At 67.9% G+C, this 18,090-nt stretch carries 16 protein-coding genes; 6 read left to right on the top strand and 10 right to left on the bottom strand.

All coding sequences use genetic code 11. From position 1 onward, the window contains the following. Positions 1 to 2 precede the first annotated feature (2 nt). The 6 genes from DWV11_RS01025 to DWV11_RS01050 all read right to left on the bottom strand — a co-directional run bounded on the left by DWV11_RS01025 (position 3) and on the right by DWV11_RS01050 (position 5,210). A complete protein-coding gene (locus tag DWV11_RS01025) occupies positions 3 to 1,208 on the bottom strand; it encodes an MFS transporter (RefSeq protein WP_115787114.1) in 1,206 nt (401 codons plus the stop codon). A 75-nt stretch (positions 1,209 to 1,283) separates the two neighbouring features. Then, positions 1,284 to 1,907, bottom strand: a complete 624-nt coding sequence (locus DWV11_RS01030; protein ID WP_115787022.1) for a LysE family transporter — start codon at positions 1,905 to 1,907, stop codon at positions 1,284 to 1,286. 83 nt (positions 1,908 to 1,990) lie between these two features. Continuing rightward, positions 1,991 to 3,247, bottom strand: a complete 1,257-nt coding sequence (locus tag DWV11_RS01035) for an RNA polymerase sigma factor (protein ID WP_168404499.1) — start codon at positions 3,245 to 3,247, stop codon at positions 1,991 to 1,993. Positions 3,248 to 3,250: 3 nt separating this feature from the next. After that, positions 3,251 to 3,610 (bottom strand): YciI family protein, encoded by a 360-nt coding sequence (locus tag DWV11_RS01040; RefSeq protein ID WP_115787023.1) that lies wholly within the window; start codon positions 3,608 to 3,610, stop codon positions 3,251 to 3,253. 125 nt (positions 3,611 to 3,735) lie between these two features. Further along, positions 3,736 to 4,551 carry a methyltransferase domain-containing protein gene (locus DWV11_RS01045; protein ID WP_115787025.1) on the bottom strand — a complete coding sequence of 272 codons (816 nt, stop codon included), beginning with the start codon at positions 4,549 to 4,551 and terminating at the stop codon, positions 3,736 to 3,738. Between the two features lie 41 nt (positions 4,552 to 4,592). Continuing rightward, on the bottom strand, positions 4,593 to 5,210 hold the full coding sequence (locus DWV11_RS01050) for a MarR family winged helix-turn-helix transcriptional regulator (RefSeq protein WP_115787027.1): 618 nt from the start codon (positions 5,208 to 5,210) through the stop codon (positions 4,593 to 4,595). A 200-nt stretch (positions 5,211 to 5,410) separates the two neighbouring features. Here DWV11_RS01050 and DWV11_RS01055 point away from each other — a divergent pair, with 200 nt between their 5' ends. Beyond that, positions 5,411 to 7,615, top strand: a complete 2,205-nt coding sequence (locus tag DWV11_RS01055) for an MMPL family transporter (protein WP_115787029.1) — start codon at positions 5,411 to 5,413, stop codon at positions 7,613 to 7,615. Between the two features lie 2 nt (positions 7,616 to 7,617). On the opposite strand, the gene DWV11_RS01060 is transcribed toward DWV11_RS01055, so the two are convergent. Next, a complete protein-coding gene (locus DWV11_RS01060; RefSeq protein WP_115787031.1) occupies positions 7,618 to 8,268 on the bottom strand; it encodes a TetR/AcrR family transcriptional regulator in 651 nt (216 codons plus the stop codon). An 87-nt stretch (positions 8,269 to 8,355) separates the two neighbouring features. On the opposite strand from DWV11_RS01060, the gene DWV11_RS01065 reads away from it, so the two are divergent. The 4 genes from DWV11_RS01065 (at position 8,356) to DWV11_RS01080 (ending at position 13,919) form a co-directional block, all read left to right on the top strand. Further along, positions 8,356 to 9,999: an amidohydrolase gene (locus DWV11_RS01065; protein WP_115787033.1), complete on the top strand. Its 1,644-nt coding sequence runs from the start codon at positions 8,356 to 8,358 to the stop codon at positions 9,997 to 9,999. Positions 10,000 to 10,169: 170 nt separating this feature from the next. After that, on the top strand, positions 10,170 to 11,513 hold the full coding sequence (locus DWV11_RS01070; protein ID WP_245953379.1) for an APC family permease: 1,344 nt from the start codon (positions 10,170 to 10,172) through the stop codon (positions 11,511 to 11,513). A gap of 55 nt (positions 11,514 to 11,568) precedes the next feature. Further along, entirely contained in the window at positions 11,569 to 12,963 is a 1,395-nt protein-coding gene (locus DWV11_RS01075) for a hypothetical protein (protein WP_136017854.1), read from the top strand. A 116-nt stretch (positions 12,964 to 13,079) separates the two neighbouring features. Further along, positions 13,080 to 13,919, top strand: coding sequence for a hypothetical protein (locus tag DWV11_RS01080; protein ID WP_115787039.1), 840 nt, complete (start codon positions 13,080 to 13,082; stop codon positions 13,917 to 13,919). Positions 13,920 to 14,063: 144 nt separating this feature from the next. On the opposite strand, the gene DWV11_RS01085 is transcribed toward DWV11_RS01080, so the two are convergent. Continuing rightward, positions 14,064 to 15,284: a pyridoxal phosphate-dependent aminotransferase gene (locus DWV11_RS01085; RefSeq protein ID WP_115787041.1), complete on the bottom strand. Its 1,221-nt coding sequence runs from the start codon at positions 15,282 to 15,284 to the stop codon at positions 14,064 to 14,066. Between the two features lie 101 nt (positions 15,285 to 15,385). Between DWV11_RS01085 and DWV11_RS01090 the strand changes: the two genes are divergently transcribed. Further along, positions 15,386 to 16,228, top strand: a complete 843-nt coding sequence (locus DWV11_RS01090) for an alpha/beta fold hydrolase (protein WP_115787043.1) — start codon at positions 15,386 to 15,388, stop codon at positions 16,226 to 16,228. A gap of 7 nt (positions 16,229 to 16,235) precedes the next feature. On the opposite strand, the gene DWV11_RS01095 is transcribed toward DWV11_RS01090, so the two are convergent. Together DWV11_RS01095 and DWV11_RS01100 are read right to left on the bottom strand one after the other, a co-directional pair. After that, positions 16,236 to 17,156, bottom strand: a complete 921-nt coding sequence (locus DWV11_RS01095; protein ID WP_115787045.1) for a PASTA domain-containing protein — start codon at positions 17,154 to 17,156, stop codon at positions 16,236 to 16,238. Positions 17,157 to 17,171: 15 nt separating this feature from the next. Continuing rightward, positions 17,172 to 18,089 (bottom strand): PASTA domain-containing protein, encoded by a 918-nt coding sequence (locus DWV11_RS01100; RefSeq protein WP_115787047.1) that lies wholly within the window; start codon positions 18,087 to 18,089, stop codon positions 17,172 to 17,174. Position 18,090: the final 1 nt, after the last annotated feature.

Below are 18,090 nucleotides of genomic sequence, written 5' to 3' on the forward strand. Positions count from 1 at the left end.
GCCTAGCCCGACGTGGCCCCTTGCTTTCCATCCGCGGCGGGGCGTGCGCCGGGGCGCGGGATGCTGGCCGCGGCGACCAGCACTGCGAGGGCACCGAGCCCGAACGGCAGGGCGCTGACGGCGGCGATCCCGCCCACCAGGAGCGGCCCGCCGGCGTCGCCGAGTTCCCGGCCCAGTTCGGCCGACCCCATGGTGCGGCCCATGCGGTCGGGCGGCGTGGTATTCGCCAGATGGGCAAAGCCCAGTGGTGTTGCCATGCCGACGCCGGTGCCGATGGCCGCCGCCGAGAGGAACAGTGTCACCGGGCCGGGCGCGACGGCGATGACCGCCACGCCGGCGGCGGTGAGGAGGAGGCCGGCGGCCATGCCCCTGCCGTCACTGATGTGTCCCTCGTCCCGCATGCGGCCCACGCGCGGCTGGGTCAGCAACGATGCGATGGCCAGGACGCTGACCGTTGCCGTGCCCGCCACCGGGCCGAGTCCATGCCTGGTAGCCAGCGCGGGTAGGAAACCGATCGCCGCGCCCATGGCCGCCATCGATGCCGCCAGGACCAGCGTGGGTACCAGGAAGCGCCGCTCGGTGACCTGGCGGAAGAGGTCCACCACGGTGTAGCGCTGGCGGGGGAGCGGCGGGAGGTGCGGCACCCCGAGCAGCACCCAGAGTGCGGCCGCCAGTGCGAGCCCGGACAGGACCGCGAAGAGCAGGGCGAAGCCGCCGAGGAAAATCAGGCCGGCGCCCAGCAGCGGGCCGATGACGTAGCCCAGGCTCTTCCAGGAGCCGTACTTTCCGAAATAACTGCCGGCGTTCTTGCCGGCGGCCAGCCGTGCGACCATCGCAGAGGCGGCGGGGGAAAAAGCCGACGCCGCCGCACCCTGGCCCAGGCGCGCGATGCCGAGCATGACCGGATCGCTGCCGCCGAGCCCCGGGAGCGAGAGCACGGCGAAGGCCAGCAAACCGGCGACGATCACGGGCTTGGTGCCGATCCTGTCGCTCAGCGCACCGAAAACGGGCTTGAGGAAGACCTCGGAAATGTCGTAGGCAGCAAGGAGAACGCCGAGGCCCAGAAGCGTGAGGCCGATGTTTTCGCTCTGGGCACCCATCCCGGCGGCGATGCTGTGGGCGCCGAACGCGGTGACGAAGCCGGCGGCGTACAGCGGTGCGGACGTTCCCCGCGCGGTGGGCGGGGCGATGGGCCGGGTGCGGTTCACACGGGGCTCGGGCGTCACTCGGGGCTCCTTGCCTGCGTCGGTGCCGGGCGGCTTGGCGCTGCGTGGTTTGGGTTCTTAGTGGATGGCGGCCAGCAGGACGCCCACCGCAACGAAGAGGCAGCCGAAGATCCGGTTGAGGATCTTTTGGCCGCGCTGATCGTGGGTGAAACGCTGGAATGTGCGGGCGGCGAGGGCGAAGAAGAACCACATCACCAGGATGTCGATCGTCACCACCGTGGCGGTGAGGACGAGGTATTGCTGCAGCAGGGGCTGGTCCGTGCGGATGAACTGCGGCATGAAGGCCAGGAAGAACACGATGGCCTTGGGGTTGAGCAGGTTCACCCAGACGCCGCGCTGGAACATCGAAAGCGCAGGCTCATTCCGGCGGTCCTCGACCTTCTCCTTGTCGAGGTCCGGCTTGTGCAGGAACTGCCGGATGCCCAGGTACACCAGATACGCGGCACCGGCATAGCGGATCACGTTGAAGACCACCGGGGAACCGGAGACCAGCACGCCGACCCCGAGCGCGACGATCACGATGTGGATGATGAGGGCCAGTTGCTGGCCGAGGACGCCCCAGATGGAGCGGCGGAAGCCCGAGTTGAGCGAGTTGCTCATGGTGGAAATGGCCCCGGCACCGGGAGTGAAACTGATCAGGGTGCCGGCACCGACAAGGGCCAGCCAAAGGGAAAACTGCACTGATCCAGCTTAGGCCCGCCCGGAGCGGGGAACGGACGAAGCTGTTCGGGCCGCGATCAGGCTCCGGTGCGCCGCGCCGACGTTCAGCTCGTCGTTGGGCCGTTCGACGTGGAACCGGCGGCCTTCCACAACAGATAGTTGCGCTCCTGGAGGCTTCCGGTCTTCTTTGCGGCGGCCACGAAACAGGCTCGGGCCGCGGCAAGGTCGCCGGTCATTTCGAGCAAATGCCCGCGGACGGCGTCGAGCCGGTGCGTCTGGGCAAGCTCGCCATCCAGGCCTGCCAACAGCGCCAGCCCGGCCTCCGGCCCGTGCACCATGGCGACGGCGACCGCCCGGTTCAACGTCACGACAGGGCTTGGTGCTACGGACTCAAGTACGTTGTACAGGGCGAGGATCTGCGGCCAATCGGTGTCCTCCGCAACGGTTGCCTCGGCATGAACCGCGGCGATGGCTGCCTGCAGACGGTACGGGCCCGGGCCGTCGATGGTGAGGACCGACTCAAGCAGCACCAGTCCTTCCCCGATCTGCTCCCGGTCCCACAGTCCGCGGTCCTGTTCGGCGAGCGGCACCGGCATGCCGTTGGGCAGGGTGCGGGCCCGGCGTCGGGAATCCGTCAGCAACATGAGGGCCAGAAGCCCGCCGGTTTCCGGTTCCTCCGGCAGCGCCGAACGCAGTAGCCGTGCCAGGCGGATCGCCTCCGTTGTCAGATCTTCACGCTGCATGGACGGACCTGAGCTCGCCGCATAGCCTTCGTTGAAGATCAGGTACAGGACCTGGAGCACGACGGCGAGCCTCGCCTTTCGTTCACCGGGATCCGGCAGCGCGAACCGGGCTCCTGCCTTCTTGATTCCCTGCTTTGCCCGGCTGATCCGCTGGCCCATGGTGGCCTCGGGCACCAGGAAAGCGCTCGCGATCTCCGCCGTCGTGAGCCCGCCGACCGCCCTCAGTGTCAGCGCCAGCTGGGACGGTGCGGAGAGGACGGGATGGCAGCAGAGAAACAGCAGGGCCAGGGTGTCGTCGGCGTCCTGCGGTGGCCTGTCGGTCGGGTCACCGGGCGGGGCGGCTTCCAGGGCAGCGGCACGCTCCTCGCGGGAGCGCCGCGCGGCCTCGCTGCGCCATTGGTCAACCAGCCGCCGGCCGGCCACCGTCAGCAACCACGCCCTCGGATTGTCCGGGACGCTCCCGGACCGCCACGCCAGGGTGGCCTCCAGCAGGGCCTCCTGCACGGCGTCCTCGCACTCGGCGAACTGCCCGTGCCTGCGCACCAGCACACCGAGGACCTGCGGCGCCAGCGTGCGCAGCAGGTCCTCAAGGGCGGGATCCCGGGGAACAGCGGCCAACAGCTAGACCTCGGGAGGACCGTCCGGAATGGCGCGCAACTCCACCACCTGCGAATACTTCACGATCCCGGAGCAGATCTCGATGGCCCGTTCCTCGCTGGCCACGTCCACCACCCAGTATCCGATCAGGGACTCCTTGGCCTCGGCGTAGGGGCCGTCCGTGGTGATCACGCCGTCGGGCGTCTGCTTGACCAGCTTCGCCGTGGAACCGTCCGCCAGACCGGCGTTGAACACGAGCTCGCCGCAATCACTCAGGTCCTTGTCGAGCTGGACCATGTAGCCGATCATCTCTTTGACCCATTCCGGATCCGCCGTGGCCATCATTCCTTCGGCGGAACCGAACATCATGATCATGTACTTCATCTCGAACTCCTTGGGAAGGAGCCCCCGGTTTGGGTGCTCTCACTGACGGGTCGGACCTGCCTGCCGGATTTCTACATGCCCGCGGGACAATTCACGGAAAACTTCCGGAGGCCGCCCCTGGGGGCCTACGCCCGCGCGATCACCTCGCCGTTCGGGATCAGGAACCAGCCGTCGTCGGTGGATCCCCAACGGTGCCATCCCGCGGCGATCCGGGCCAACTCTGCCTCCTGCGCGAAGCCGTACTCGAGGGCCTGCTCGGCGAAGGCCGAGTGCAGCACCCGTTCGCTCCACACCCGCGCCTGCCAGCGGCGCTGCTGCGCCGTGGCGTACAGCCAGTTACTGCTGCTGGGTGCCACTTCGGTGAATCCCGCCTGCTGGGTCCAGGAGACCAGGCGGCGGCCGGCGTCGGGCTCTGCCCCGTTGCGGCGCGCGATCTTCTGGTACAGCTCCATCCAGTCGTCCAGTTCGGGGACCTCGGGGTACCAGCTCATGCCGTGGAAATCGGCGTCGCGCACGGCGACGATTGCTCCGGGCTTCGCCACACGGCGCATCTCGCGCAAAGCTGCCACGGGGTCGGTCAGGTGCTGCAGGACCTGGTGGGCGTGCACGAGGTCGAAGGTCTCGTCCTCGAACTCGAGGTCGTAGATGTTGCCGGTGCGGAACTCGATATTCTCCACTCCACGTTCGGCCGCCAACGACGCCGCGTGCGCCACAACATCGGCCGAACGGTCCAGCCCGACGACCTGCGCAGGGGCCACCAGATCCGCGAAATCGCAGGTGATGCTGCCGGGTCCGCAGCCGACGTCGAGCACCGAGGTTCCGGGGGTGAGATGGGGTATGACGAAGGCCGCGGAGTTCTCCGCCGTGCGCGAGGCATGGGCCCGCACAACGGACTCGTGGTGGCCGTGTGTGTAGACGTCGTCCGGCTTCTGCTCACTCATAGGGAAACGCTACTCCCCGGACCCCGGATTTGGCGGCAGCGTCAGCCGGCCCGGCCGGGTGGCGTGCGCGGGCCGCCCGGGTCCTGGCGGGAGGGCTCCGGAGGGCCGGGCTCCTGGCCGGCCGCGGCCGTGGCCGCAAGCATGTCGGACATGAAGCGGTGCACCAACTCAAGGTCCGCGGCGCTGTAGGGGGCCATCGCCTGGCCCATCGCGGAGGCGAGGGGCATGAACATCGCGCTGCCGTCACGGTAGGCCTTGGGGGTCATCCGGAGCTGGACCTGGCGTCGGTCCGTGCCCAGCCTTTCGCGGACGACGTGTCCGGAGGCGCAGAGCCGGTCCACCAGCGCCGTGGTGGCCGGCGAGCTCAGGTGCAGTTCGCTGCGCAGGACTCCTGGCGTGACCACGCGGTCGGCGGCCGAGTGCCGCATGATCACCGCCAGGGCGTTGAGGTCCGTCCGGTGCATGCCGTGCTTTCCGCCGGCGGTATCCGCATAGCGGTTGGCCTCCAAGGTGAACTCCCGGAGGAGCCTGACCAGCTCCTGCGCGGGGGAGGACTCCGCAGGGGAGGACTCCGCGGGGGAGGACTCCGCGGGGGAGGGCTGCTCGGCAGGAGCAGCCGACGGCGGAATGCCGGCTTTGCCGTCACGGTTTCGCGGCATGCCTCCCTCCTTACTCTCCTCGGACTGCTGCCTTCCGGATATTACCCGCGCGGACAGGCTGAACCGAAGTCGCCGCCCACAGGCCGCACCGGTCCACCCCAATTGTTTCCATGATGGAGATAGTCTATCTTGGAACTAGCTTGCGCAGCTTGGACATTGCGCACTGGCGCGGAAACGCAGGGAGGAAAGAGGGGATCCCGATGAAGGCAGGCAGGACCATGGGGTGGCTGCGGTGGCTGGTCCCCGCAGTGCTGGTGATGGCGTGGCTCGGGATCGCGGGCGTGGGTGGCCCGACGTTCGGGCGCTTGGACGAGGTCTCGGCCAACGACCAGGCGTCCTTCCTGCCCCGCTCGGCGGAAGCCACCGAAGCCGGCGACTGGCAGGCGAAGTTCCGCGACTCCGACGAGGTTCCGGCCGTGGTCGTCGTCGAAAGCGACACGGCATTCACTCCGGCCCAACGTGGCGAAGCAGCCCGGTTGAAAGCCGGCATCGAGGCACTCAAGCTGGGCAGCGCCGTCGTCGGGCCCATCCCGTCCCACGACGGCAAAGCCGTCCAGTTCATCGTCCCGATCGCATCCTCCGGTGAATTGCGGGACGCGGTGAAGGAACTGCGCGACGTGGTCCGGCCCGGCGCCCCGGACGGCATGCGCGCCTACGTCACCGGCCCCGCGGGGCTGACGGCCGACCTGGTCAACGCCTTCGGCGGCATCGACGGCGTCCTGCTGCTCGTGGCGCTCGGGGCAGTCTTCGTCATCCTGCTCCTGGTCTACCGCTCGCTGGTACTCCCGATCATGGTGCTCGTCACCTCGATGTTCGCCCTCTGCGCCGCCATCCTGCTGGTGTTCGGGATGGCCAAGCTCGGCTGGATCCAGTTGAACGGCCAGAGCCAGGGCATCCTGTCCATCCTGGTGATCGGCGCCGCGACCGATTACGCGCTGCTGTTCGTCGCGCGGTTCCGCGAGGCCCTGACCCACACCACCCACCGCACGCGCGCCGTCCTGAGCGCGTGGAAGGCATCCTTCGAACCGATCCTCGCCTCGGGCGCCACCGTGATCATCGCGCTGCTGTGCCTGCTCTTTTCGGACCTGAACTCCAACAAGGCACTCGGCCCGGTCGCAGCGGCAGGCATTGTCTGCGCCCTCTTCGCGGCGCTCACCCTCCTGCCGGCGTTCATGGCGCTGCTGGGCCGCGCCGCCTTCTGGCCCTTCCGCCCCAAGCTCCTGCCCGACGACGAACACGAACCTGCCTTGGTCACCGGCCTTGAGGGGCAAAAGGGCCTGTGGCACGGTGTGGGCACGCTGGTGTCGCGGCGGCCGCGCGTTGTGTGGATTGCTTCGGTGCTGCTGCTCCTGGCCGCCTCGGCCGGAGTCCTCCAGTTGAAGGCCAACGGCGTCCCGCAGACCGACGTCATCCTGGCCGCGTCCGACGCCGTGGACGGCCAGGCCGCGCTGGCGAGGCATTTCGACGCCGGCAGCGGCAGCCCCGTCGTCGTGGTTGCCTCCGAAGGTGCCGCGCAGCGGGTGCTGGACAAGGTCAAAGCCGCCGACGGCGTGGGGGACGCCTACCTGCTCGCAGAGGGCAGTGTGCCGATCACGGGAGCCCCCGGCACGCCCGCCGACCCTGCCGTTCGCGACGGCAGGGTGCTGATCAACGCAACGCTCAACTCCGCGGCGGACTCGGCCGAGGCGGAAGACGCCGTACAGTCGCTGCGCGCCTCCGTCAAGGACGCCGATGCCGGAGCACTCGTGGGCGGGGTCACGGCCATCGCGCTGGACACCAACACCACTGCGCAGCGCGACCTGGCGGTCATCATCCCAGTCGTGCTGGTAGTCATCCTGTTCATCCTCATGCTCCTGCTGCGCTCCGTGGTGGCGCCGGTGCTGCTGGTGCTCTCGGTGGTGCTGTCCTACGGGGCCGCGATGGGCGTCTCGGCCTGGGTGTTCAACGGGATCTTCGCCTTTCCGGGGGCGGATGCCACGGTGCCGTTGTTCGGCTTCGTGTTCCTGGTGGCGCTCGGGGTGGACTACAACATCTTCCTGATGAGCCGCGTGCGCGAGGAGTCACTGAAGCACGGCACGCGGCCGGGAATCCTGCGCGGGCTTGGCGTGACCGGCGGGGTCATCACCTCGGCGGGCGTGGTGCTGGCTGCGACCTTTGCCGCGCTGGGCGTCATCCCGATCATGTTCCTGGTGCAACTGGCCTTCATCGTGGCCTTCGGGGTGTTGCTCGACACCGTGCTGGTGCGCTCGCTCCTGGTTCCCGCGCTCGCCTACGACCTCGGCGCGCGCATTTGGTGGCCCGGCAAACTCTCGAAGGAGCCCGGCAGGCTCTCGAAGGAGCCCGCCGACGTGGCCGGGCCGGCGGCCCGTGAGGACGGCGTGGCGGAGGGGCACACGGTCCGCTGACGCTACTTGAGTGAGGCCAGGCCGGCCACCAGTGCGGCGAGGCCCAGCTCGAAGGCCTGGTCCGCGCGGGACAGGCGCGGTTCCGCAGTTTCGCCGGCCCGCAGGGCCTGCGTGTAGCCGGGGACTTCGCCGGCGAAATCGCCGGGTTCCATCATGTCCGGCGGGGCCACAGCATCCAGGGCCGAGCCAAGGATGAAGTTCTCCAGGGCCACGATGGCGCTGACGATCTTTTCTTCGGGCCAGCCCGCGGCGCGGAAGCCCTGGGATACTTCCTCGTACATCTGCAAGGTGGGGTGCGCGCCGGTGACCGGCACTGTGGCCAGCAGTGAGATCGCATAGGGGTGAGCGGCGAAGGCGGCCCGGTAGGAGCGCGCCCAGATGACGGTGGCCTCGTCCCAGGGCAGGGCCTTGAACACCCCGTAGTCGATGCCCGCCGTGACGAACTGGCGCATGCCGGCCAGGATGTCATTCTTGCCGCCCACATGGTGGTACAGCGCGGGGGTCTTGACGCCGAGCTCCTTGGCCAGGGCCGCCATGGTGAAGTCCTCCGGCCCGGTCCGGTTGAGCACGGTGATGGCCGTGGCCAGGATGAGGTCCCGGTTCAGGACGTTCTTGGCAGGCCTTCCCGCGCGTCGTTCCAGCGTTTCAGACATTTTTCCCTTCGCCCTTGATTGTTGCCTCAATCACACTCTATCCTCAATGCAGGAAATTTAATCCCGTTAAATTTATTTGGAGCGGCAATGACCTTGACCATCTTCCACGGCGGCACCGTCGCAGCGGCCTCGCCGGCCGGAACCACCGGCGGCGGCCGTGCCACCGCGCTTGCCGTGCGGGACGGCGTCATCGCCGCCGTGGGCGAGGACGCCCGGGAGCTGCTCGGCGAGGCCGACGTAACGGTGGACCTGGAAGGCGGCTACCTCTCGCCGTCGTTCGCTGACGGCCACGCGCACCCGCTCTACGGCGGGCTGGAAGACCTCGGCCCGCAGCTCCGCAGCTGCGGTTCCGTCGAGGAAATCGCCACCTCCGTGCGGGACTGGGCGGACGCCCACCCGGACGCGGAATGGATCATCGGCGCCAGCTACGACGCCACGCTCGCCCCCGGCGGGATGTTCGATGCCGCGTGGCTGGATGCCGCCGTCGCCGACCGCCCGGTGCTGCTGCGCGCCTGGGACTACCACACGGTGTGGGTCAACAGCGCGGCCCTGAAGGCCGCCGGCATCGACCGCGACACCCCGGAACCGGCGCTCGGCCGGATCGCGCGCCGCCCGGACGGCACCCCGCTCGGGACACTCCTGGAGCCCGGCGCGATCGACCTCGTGGCGCGCGTGGCCCCCGGATTCTCCCTCCAACAGCGGGTGGATGCCCTGGCCTCGGCCACCGAACGCTACGCCGCCGCCGGGGTCACTTGGGTGCAGGACGCCTGGGTGGAACTGGACGACCTGCCCGCCTACGAGGCAGCGGCCGCGGGCGGCCGCCTGGCCACCCGGCTCAACCTCGCCTTCCGCGCCGACCCCGCCGGCTGGCAGCACCAGCCCGAGGCCTTCGACGCCGCCCGCGGCCGGGTCAAGGTCCTGGACAACCCCCTGCTGTGCGCCAACACGGTCAAATTCTTCATCGACGGCATCATCGAAAGCCACACAGCCTGCATGCTGGCCCCCTACGCCGACGCCCCGGAGGAGAGCGGCCTGCCCAACTGGGAGCGCGAGGACCTGCACAACGCCCTGGCCGCCTTCGACGCCCTCGGCTTCCAGCTGCACCTGCACGCGATCGGCGACGGCGCCGTGCGCATGGCCCTCGACGGGCTCGAGGAGGTCCAGCGGCGCAACGGCCGGCGCGACCGCCGACCCGTGATCGCCCACCTGCAGGTGATCGACCCCGAAGACATCCCGCGCTTCGCCGGACTCGGCGTGGTGGCGAACTTCGAGCCGCTGTGGGCCTGCTCCGACGACGTCATGCAGCTGCTCACCATCCCGCGGCTCGGCGAACCCCGCGCCGCACTGCAATACCCCATCGCCTCCCTCGCTGCCGCCGGCGTCACCATCTCCTTCGGCAGCGACTGGCCCGTCACCGGACACCACCCCGTGCCGGGACTCGCGACGGCGGTCACCCGCCAGACGCCCGACCACCTCCCCGAAGGCGGCTGGCTACCCAACGAAAAGGTCGACGTCGAGACCGCCCTGGCGGCCTACACCGCCGGAGTCGCCCACCAGGCTTTCGCCGAACGAACCTGGGGGCGCCTGCTGCCTGGCATGAGCGCGGACCTGGTACTGCTCGCCGAGGACCCGGCGACCCTGCCCACCGAGCGGATTGCCGGCATCGAGGTCCTCGGTACCTGGCTCGCCGGGCGCCCCACCTTCCAGAAGCTGCCCGAGCCAGTGCGCTAGCGCGCATACCCCAACCCGCCCCCAACCCCGCCCCTCCCCAACCCGCCCCTCCCCAAATATGGGCGCGAGCCCTCCAGCCGAAAGTCTTCCGATGTCCGCGAACCATGGGCGCGAGCCCTCCAGCCGAAAGTCTTCCGATGTCCGCGAACCCCAATAGCAACGCTGCTCCGGTGGCTGCCTCCCCTGGCGCCCCGACGAGCAACCAGCCCCATCTGCGCCGGGTCCTTGGCCTGGCCGCCCTTGTCATGTTCGGCCTGAGCTACATGGCCCCGGTGACTGTCTTCACCACCTTCGGCACCGTCACCCAGATCACGGACGGGCACCTGGCCGCCGCGTACGTTGTTGCCCTGGTGACCATGATCTTCACGGCCTTCAGCTACGCCCACCTCTCGAGGGTGATCCCGGCCGCGGGCAGCGCCTACTCGTACGCCCAGAAGACCTTCGGCGGCCACATCGGCTTCGTCACCGGCTGGACGCTCATGCTGGACTACCTGTTCCTTCCGATGATCAACTTCCTGCTGGTGGGCCTGTACATGAACTCGGCGTTCCCGGCCATCCCGGCCTGGGTCTTCGCCTTGGTGAGCATCGTCCTCGTCCTGGCCTTCATCGCCATGGGAGTGAAGTTCGTGGGCAAGTCCAGTGGCGTCATCGTGGCCATGGCCGTGGCCATCATCGTGGTGTTCGTGGCGCTGTCCTTCTCCTACCTCGCCGGGAACCCTGCGCCGTCCGTACTGGCCCCCTTCGAGTTCGGCGCCGACGGAGCGAGCCCGATCTTCGCAGGCGCGGCCGTCCTGGCCCTGTCCTTCCTGGGTTTCGACGCGGTCTCCACCCTTTCCGAAGACGCCCGTGACGCCCAGCGGAACATCCCGCGCGCCATCGTCATCACCACGGTCCTGGGCGGCATCATCTTCATCGTGGTCGCCTGGGTGGGCGGCATGGTCTTCCCCGACTGGCACAGCTTCGCCGCCTTGGACACCGCCGGCATCGAACTCGTGGAAAAGGTGGGCGGCCCCGTCCTGAGCGCCATCTTCATCGCCGTGTTCGTGGCCGGCTGCATCGGCTCCGCCATGACCAGCCAGGTCAGCGTCAGCCGCATCATCTACGCCATGGGCCGCGACGGCCTGCTGCCCCGCGCCTTCGGCAAGCTCCACCCGCGCTTCGGCACCCCGGTGTTGGCAGCTGTCTCGGTTTCCGCAGTGTCTCTCTTGGCGCTCGTGCTCAGCCTGGAAATGGCCGCCACCATGATCAGCTTCGGCGCCCTGTTCGCCTTCTCCATGGTGAATCTCTCGGTCATCAAGCACTTCTTCTGGGACGGCAAGCTCCGCGACGCCGCCGGCGTGGTGAAGTATCTGCTGCTGCCCTTGGTGGGCTTCGGCCTGACGATCTGGTTGTGGACCTCGCTGGCGCCAACCTCGTTCGTCGTGGGCCTGTGCTGGATGGCGGTGGGCATCGCCTTCCTGGCCTTCCGCACCAAGGGCTTCCGCCAGGCACCGCCGAAGCTGACGTTCGGGTAGGGGTTCGCCTCCCGCTGTTCCCTCTCCCAACTGACTCGCAGTTGTTGTCGTTCTGATGCCTCATGGCGACAACAACGACTGCGAGTCAGTTGCGGTTTTGGGCCTGATCAGCCGGATCCCTCAGGATGGTGCAATGCAAGATGTTCGGCACAACGTTCGCGAGCTGATCCGGCCGAGTAAAGAGGAGTGGGCCTCGCTGCCCAGGCGGCGGTCCGGTGTGCGCCCGACGCTGCTGGCTTGGCTGCTGGGGCTGCTCACTGTCGGCGGGGCATTCGTAGCTGACCGCGGCTGGGAAGAGACTCCGCTGGGGTGGGAGGAGTCGCTGCTGCCGGTCAATGTTTTCGGCGGCATGGTCACAAATACCTCGATCCTGATGGTTGTTTTGGGGTGGTCTCTTGGGAGGCGCTTGCCTTTCGCCTCGGCCGCTCTCCTGGGGACGTGCGCCGTTGCCTATGCCAGCGTGGGCGCAGCATCAACAACGGCCTGGGCCGCGGGCGCGGTACTTTCGGCCGTCCTCGCCACCGCGGAACTCGTGTCGTCCCCTCCTCAGCTCAGGGAAATCCGAGAGCTTTCAGCAAGGTTGAGAGATGGCATGACAACAGTCGTAGGGGAGAAGGCCTTCTTGGCTGAACGGAGGGAACTCGCCTTAGGCTGGTGGGTCGCTTTCGGCCTAGCGTGCGTTTCGGCCGCGCTGTGGGCGTGGTTCGCTGCGGACTGGACGACAGCCCGGGCCACCACCCCACCGTCCGACCGGGAGTCCTTTGAACCAAACGAGGCAGTTTTCGCCCTCGCCGCCACCCTGCTGCTCGCGGTCTTCTGTGGGAAGGCCGCGCATCGGTGGTGGGTGCACCGCTACGCGAGGCAATTCGTGTGGATCGTACCTGGTTCCGGTGGTCCCGTTTGGGCGCAGGGGCTGGATCCCTCATACGGAGGCAAGTTGGAACCCAAGGAAAGCGATGCTCCAGGCTGCACCTGTGATGAGGAGACCGAACGCCGCGATCCGGAATACGAAGAGTCTCCCGTAGGGTACGTACTCCTTGACGATTACTGCGCTGCCCATGGCATAGACACTGTCAACGCCATGAACCACGATGCCTTCCGCGCCATCGCCCGCTCGGCCTGGCTGTGGGACGAGAGCTCGCGGGTCCCGCAAACGAAAGACGACGTGATCGCGTCATCCACCGGCCTGCTGGCATTTGCCGGGCATGTGTTCGGAGGTATCCCGGTGAAGCGCGACGCACGTGGCATGGATGCGGTGGATCCCAGCGTGGGCAAGGCAGAAGAACTGAAACAGAGCGATCAGGACATTCCTGCATGGAATGAACCCAAATTCCTCCCACCCACTGAGCAAGGCATCCTCGACACCATTGATCTCGCACCGGCAGGCCTGACTGGAACAGCGGTCCGCTACCGCCACGGCCGGGCCTGGCTCCGCACCGACGGGCCGTAGCTGGCATCCGCCGGACGGCTGGTTGTCACGCAGACGTCCCGTCCGGCCCCAAAAGCGCTGGTTTTCACGCCGCCTCAGACACTCCCAAAAGAGCGCGCCTCTGCCACAATTGAGCCATGGCCGCAGGGAGGCGGGGTCCGGGCTATTTGGCGGGTATCACTGGTACCGGCGCACTTCGTGACGGGCCGTCGCCCGAGGCGATCCGCAAACCGTTCTTCATTGCCGCCGTCGTGGTTTTTGCCATCGCCGTCCTGGCCGAGATCGGCATGTCGCTGCTGCTGGGCGGGACCGCCGTCGAGCCCGTCTCCCCGGGCGACGCTGCCAAGCTGGGCGTCCCGCTCGACGTTTTCCTCAAGACACAAAAGGCCGACGCCGAGCCGCCCGGGGCGGGGATCGGTTTCCTCGCGTTCCTGGATGGTCTGCTGCTGTTCACCGTGGTGATGCTGGGGCTCAGCCTGATGATGGAGCTGCGGCTCTACGGGCGGATCCAGGGGATCGTGACCCTGATTGTCACGTTCCTGTGGGTAGTGGCGGCGTTCTTCGCGGCGATGCTGGCCATGGCGAAGCTGTTCCTGATGTTCGGGCTGTTCGTCGCCGCGCCATTCGGGACCCTCGCCTACTTGGCTTTGTGGGGGAGCTTCCCCACGGGGCAGGCGGCGGCGATCCTCGGGCTGCTGCTCTTGCTGAAGGCCGTGTTCGCGGTGCTGCTGATCCTGAGCCAGCCCAAGTTCCTCAAGGTCACCGGGCTGGTGGTCCTGCTGGTGGTGTCCGTGCTCCTGCAACTGGTGCTGGGCCTGATCCACGGCTTCCTGCCTGGCCCGCTGGTGTCCATCGGCGACCAGTTCTGGGCGCTGGTGACCGTGATCGTGGCGCTGGTCTGGGCCCTGATAATGCTGATTCTGTCGATTCCGGCGATCATCAACGCCCTCCGCGTCAGCGGCTCGGCAGGAGACTAGTTCGCGTCTGATTCCGCGCGATCATTCCGGGACCGGTGCGGGTGGGACCAAGCAACGCTCGGCGGGGGATTCTCCGGCGGCGAATGATGGCGCGGAATCCGTCAATGCCCCGGCTCGGCGGGGGACTGAGCGCGGCTCTTATCCCTACACCCGGGCCCGGTACGCCGCGAGGAACGTCGAAATCCGGCGCACGGCTTCCTCGATTTCACGCTCGGCCGGCAGGATCACGAAACGGAAGTGGTCCGGCGTCGGCCAGTTGAAGGCGGTGCCGTGCGAGACAAGGATCTTCTGGTCCTGCAGGAGTTCCAGCACGAACTTTTCGTCGTTCTCGATCGGGTAGATCTCCGGGTCCAGGCGCGGGAACAGATACATGGCGCCGGCCGCAGGCACGCACGAGACTCCGGGGATCGCCGTCAGGAGTTTCCAAGCAAGGTCCCGCTGCTCGCGAAGCCGCCCGCCCGGCCTGATGAGTTCCTCGATGCTCTGGTAACCGCCCAGGCAGGTTTGGATGGCGTGCTGTGCCGGGACGTTGGCGCACAGGCGCAGCGACGCCAGCAGCTCCAAGGCCTCACGGTATTCGGCGGTGGCGGCATGCGGCCCGGTGACGGCCACCCAACCCGCCCGGTATCCGGGCATGCGGTACGCCTTGGAGAGCCCGCTGAAGGTCAGCACGCAGACATCGTCCGCCACCGAGGCCGTGTGGATGTGCTTGGCCTTTTCGTAGCGGATCTTCTCGTAGATTTCGTCCGAGAACAGCACCAGGTCGTGCTTGCGGGCCAGGTCAGCGAACTGTTCCAGGATGTGGCGCGGGTAGACGGCACCGGTGGGGTTGTTCGGGTTGATGATCACGATGGCGCGGGTGCGGGACGTGATCTTGGCTTCGACGTCGGCCATGTCCGGCCACCAGTTCCGGCCCTCGTCGCACAGGTAGTGCACAGGATTGCCGCCGGTGAGCGTCACCGCGGCGGTCCACAGCGGGTAGTCCGGGGCAGGCACCAGGACCTCGTCGCCGTTCTCCATGAAGGCCTGCAGGGTCATGGAGATGAGCTCGCTGACGCCGTTGCCGATGAAGATGTCCTCGACGCCGATCGTCATCAGGTTCTGGGTCTGGTAGTACTGCGAGATCGCGGTGCGGGCCGAGAAGATCCCCTTGGAGTCGCTGTAGCCCTGGGCGCCGCGCAGGTGGTGGATCATGTCCACCACCACCGATTCCGGCGCCTCCAGCCCGAACGGTGCCGTGTCCCCGAGGTTCATCTTCAGGATGCGGTGCCCCTCGGCCTCCATGGCCTTGGCCGCCTGGAGGAGCGGGCCGCGGAGTTCATAGCGGACGTTCTGGAGTTTGCTGGAGTGCTGCATCGGACGCATGGTTGATCTTTTCACGGAGGCGGGCCCTCTGCCGAGAGTTACGGGCCGGTCCAGGTATTAGGCTGGCCGGTAACCGCAACGGCGCACAGCACGGGGGACCGATGGAAATCCACGAACTCCAGGGTATTGAGCTGGCCGCCGACCGCCGCGGACCGGAGGATGCCCCGGCGGTGCTGCTTATCGCAGGTGGCGCGCAGTCGATGGACTGGTGGACGCCCGGGTTCTGCGAGCTGCTCGCTGCCGGGGAACTGCAGGTCATCCGTTACGACCACCGGGATACCGGTCAATCAAGCACCTGTCCGCCTGGACACCCCGACTACACCGGCGATGACCTTGCCGCCGATCCCCTGCGGCTGCTCGATGCCTTGGGCATCAGGAAGGCGCACCTGGTCGGCATGTCGATGGGCGGCGGAATCGCGCAGGTCATCGCCGTGCGCGCCCGTGAGCGGGTGCGCACCCTGACACTCATCGAAAGCAGCCCCGCCGGCGGCCGGTATGGCCAATTGCCGCCGCCGAGTCCCGGGCTCGCCGCGGGCTGGGAAGAACCCCAGACGGAAATCGACTGGAGCGACGAGACCGCCGTCATCGACTACCGTGTTGACAGCGAACGGCCGTACGCCGGCCCGCTTGGCTTCGATGAGGCCCGAGTGCGTGCCCTGGCAACGCTCGAAGTGGGCCGCAGCCGCAACATGCAATCATCCATGTCAAACCATTTCATCGCGGAGCCCGGTTCTTCGGTGGATCCGGCGGAAATCCGTGTGCCCACCCTGGTGTTCCATAGCGAGGACGATCCGATGTTTCCCCTTCCGCACGGAGAGGTTCTCGCCAGGATGATCCCGGGAGCCGGCTTGGTGCGCCTCAAGGGGATGGGCCATGAAATCCCGCCGCCCGCCCTGTGGGACATAGTGGTTCCTGAGCTGCGCAGGCACCTGCTGCAGGGCTGACCAGGCCCTATCCGCCCACCTTCACGCATTGGCTGTTCTTGCACAGGTTCGGGAAGGTGTTGTTGTCGATGAAGATCTTGGACCGCAGTTCCGTCCGCACCAGGACCAGGGCGTTCAGGTTCACCCGGGTGCCCACGTCCGGGTTCACGCCCAGCACCACGCAACGCTGCAGGCTCAGCTCCGGAGACTTGGTGCACGTGGAACTCGCCGTGAAATCCAACTGGATCTTCGCAGCGGCGAACTGGGACTTGGCCGATTCGACCGTGGCTCCCAGCACCGCAGGAACGGTCGTCCGCACCGGCACCGCCACCTCCAGGGCCACCGTGGAGCCGCGGCCCACGGTCCGTCCGCCCTCCGGTTCCTGGCCCACAACGGTTCCGGCCGCCTGCGTGCTTTCCTTCTCCGTGACCGAGGTGCCGAATCCGGCGTCCTTGAGGATCTGCACCGCCTCCGCCTGCGGCTTGCCCACCACCGGCGGCACACTGGCGTCCTTGAACAGGAACCACAGCACGGCCCCGACGACGGCGAGCAGCACTACGCCGCCGATGATCACCCAGAGCCACGGGAACCCGGGAGCCGGGGCCGGCGTCGCGGGTGCCGGCACCTCGAGCGTGACCACCCGGGCCTGGTCGGCGTAGTCCTCCGGGGCGTCGTCGGCCGAATAGGCGATGAGCTTCACCGGGTAGCTGCCGGGCTTGGCGCCGGCGGTGTCGAACGTGGCCAGGTACTGTTCCGTGGCTCCAGCCGCGATGGTCCGCAGCGGATCCGGGATCTCCGTGTAGGTTTCGGGGGCGGCGCCTCCCGGGAACGCGCCGAGCACCACGCGCGCGGACGCTCCGGTGCCGTTGGTCACGGAGGCGGTCAACGAGCCCTTCCCGTCCTTGAGGACCACGGTGGGGGAACTAAGGGTCATGGTGATGGTGCCCATGGGATTCTCCGGCCGTTACGGGGCGCTGTGCAGCGCCGCCTCGTCGTTTTCCTGCTTGGTCCTCGTCCGGGTCTCACCGGTCACGCAAACCTGGTCGCCATCGTACGCATCCCGCCACACGAAGCCCTGGAGGCAGGTATTGATGCCATATGGGCCGCCCGGAGGATTGGGCTTGCGCGCCGACTGGGTGCTTGCGGCGTTGTCCTCGAGGACCTGGGCGGCGGATGCAGGCGTCACGCACACTTTGTCGTCCGGAGTCACCCGCCGATAGACATAGCCGGGCTGGCATTTGTCCGCGGCCCGGGCGATCTCCACGCTCACCGTGCTCCCCTTCTCCGCGGTACCTCCCGCCGCAGGGTTCTGGCTGATGACGGTGCCGGGCGGCTCAGTGCTCACCACCTCGGTGGAACCCATCGAGAAGCCGGCGCCGATGAGGATCTGCGCCGCTTCGCCCTGCTGCTTGCCCCGCACATCCGGGACGTTGCCGCCGCCGCGCACCAAGAACCACAGCACCGCGCCGATCGCCAGGAGCAGCACCACCCCGCCGATGATCACCCAGAGCCAAGGAAACGTCGACGGCGGTTTGCCCGGCGCGGGTGCCTGGCTCACCGTCAGGGTCACCACGTGGGCCTGGTCCGCGTAGTCTTCCGGGGCGTCGTCCGCAGAGTAGGCGATGAGCTTCACCGGGTAGCTCCCGGGTGCCGCCCCGGTGGTGTCGAAGGCCACGAGGTACTGGTCGGTGGCTCCCGGGCCGATGGTGCGCAGCGGGTTGGCCACCGTGGTGTACGTCTGCCCGCCGGGCTGGCCGGGGAAAGCCCCGAGCACCACGCGTTCGGCCTCGGCGGAACTGTTGGTCACCGAAGCGGTCAGGGAACCCTTGCCGTCCTTGAGCTCGACCGTGGGGGAACTGAGTGTCAGGGTAATTCCGGTCATG

The sequence above is a fragment of the Arthrobacter silvisoli genome, assembly GCF_003369445.1.
Taxonomy (GTDB): Bacteria; Actinomycetota; Actinomycetes; order Actinomycetales; family Micrococcaceae; genus Arthrobacter; species Arthrobacter silvisoli.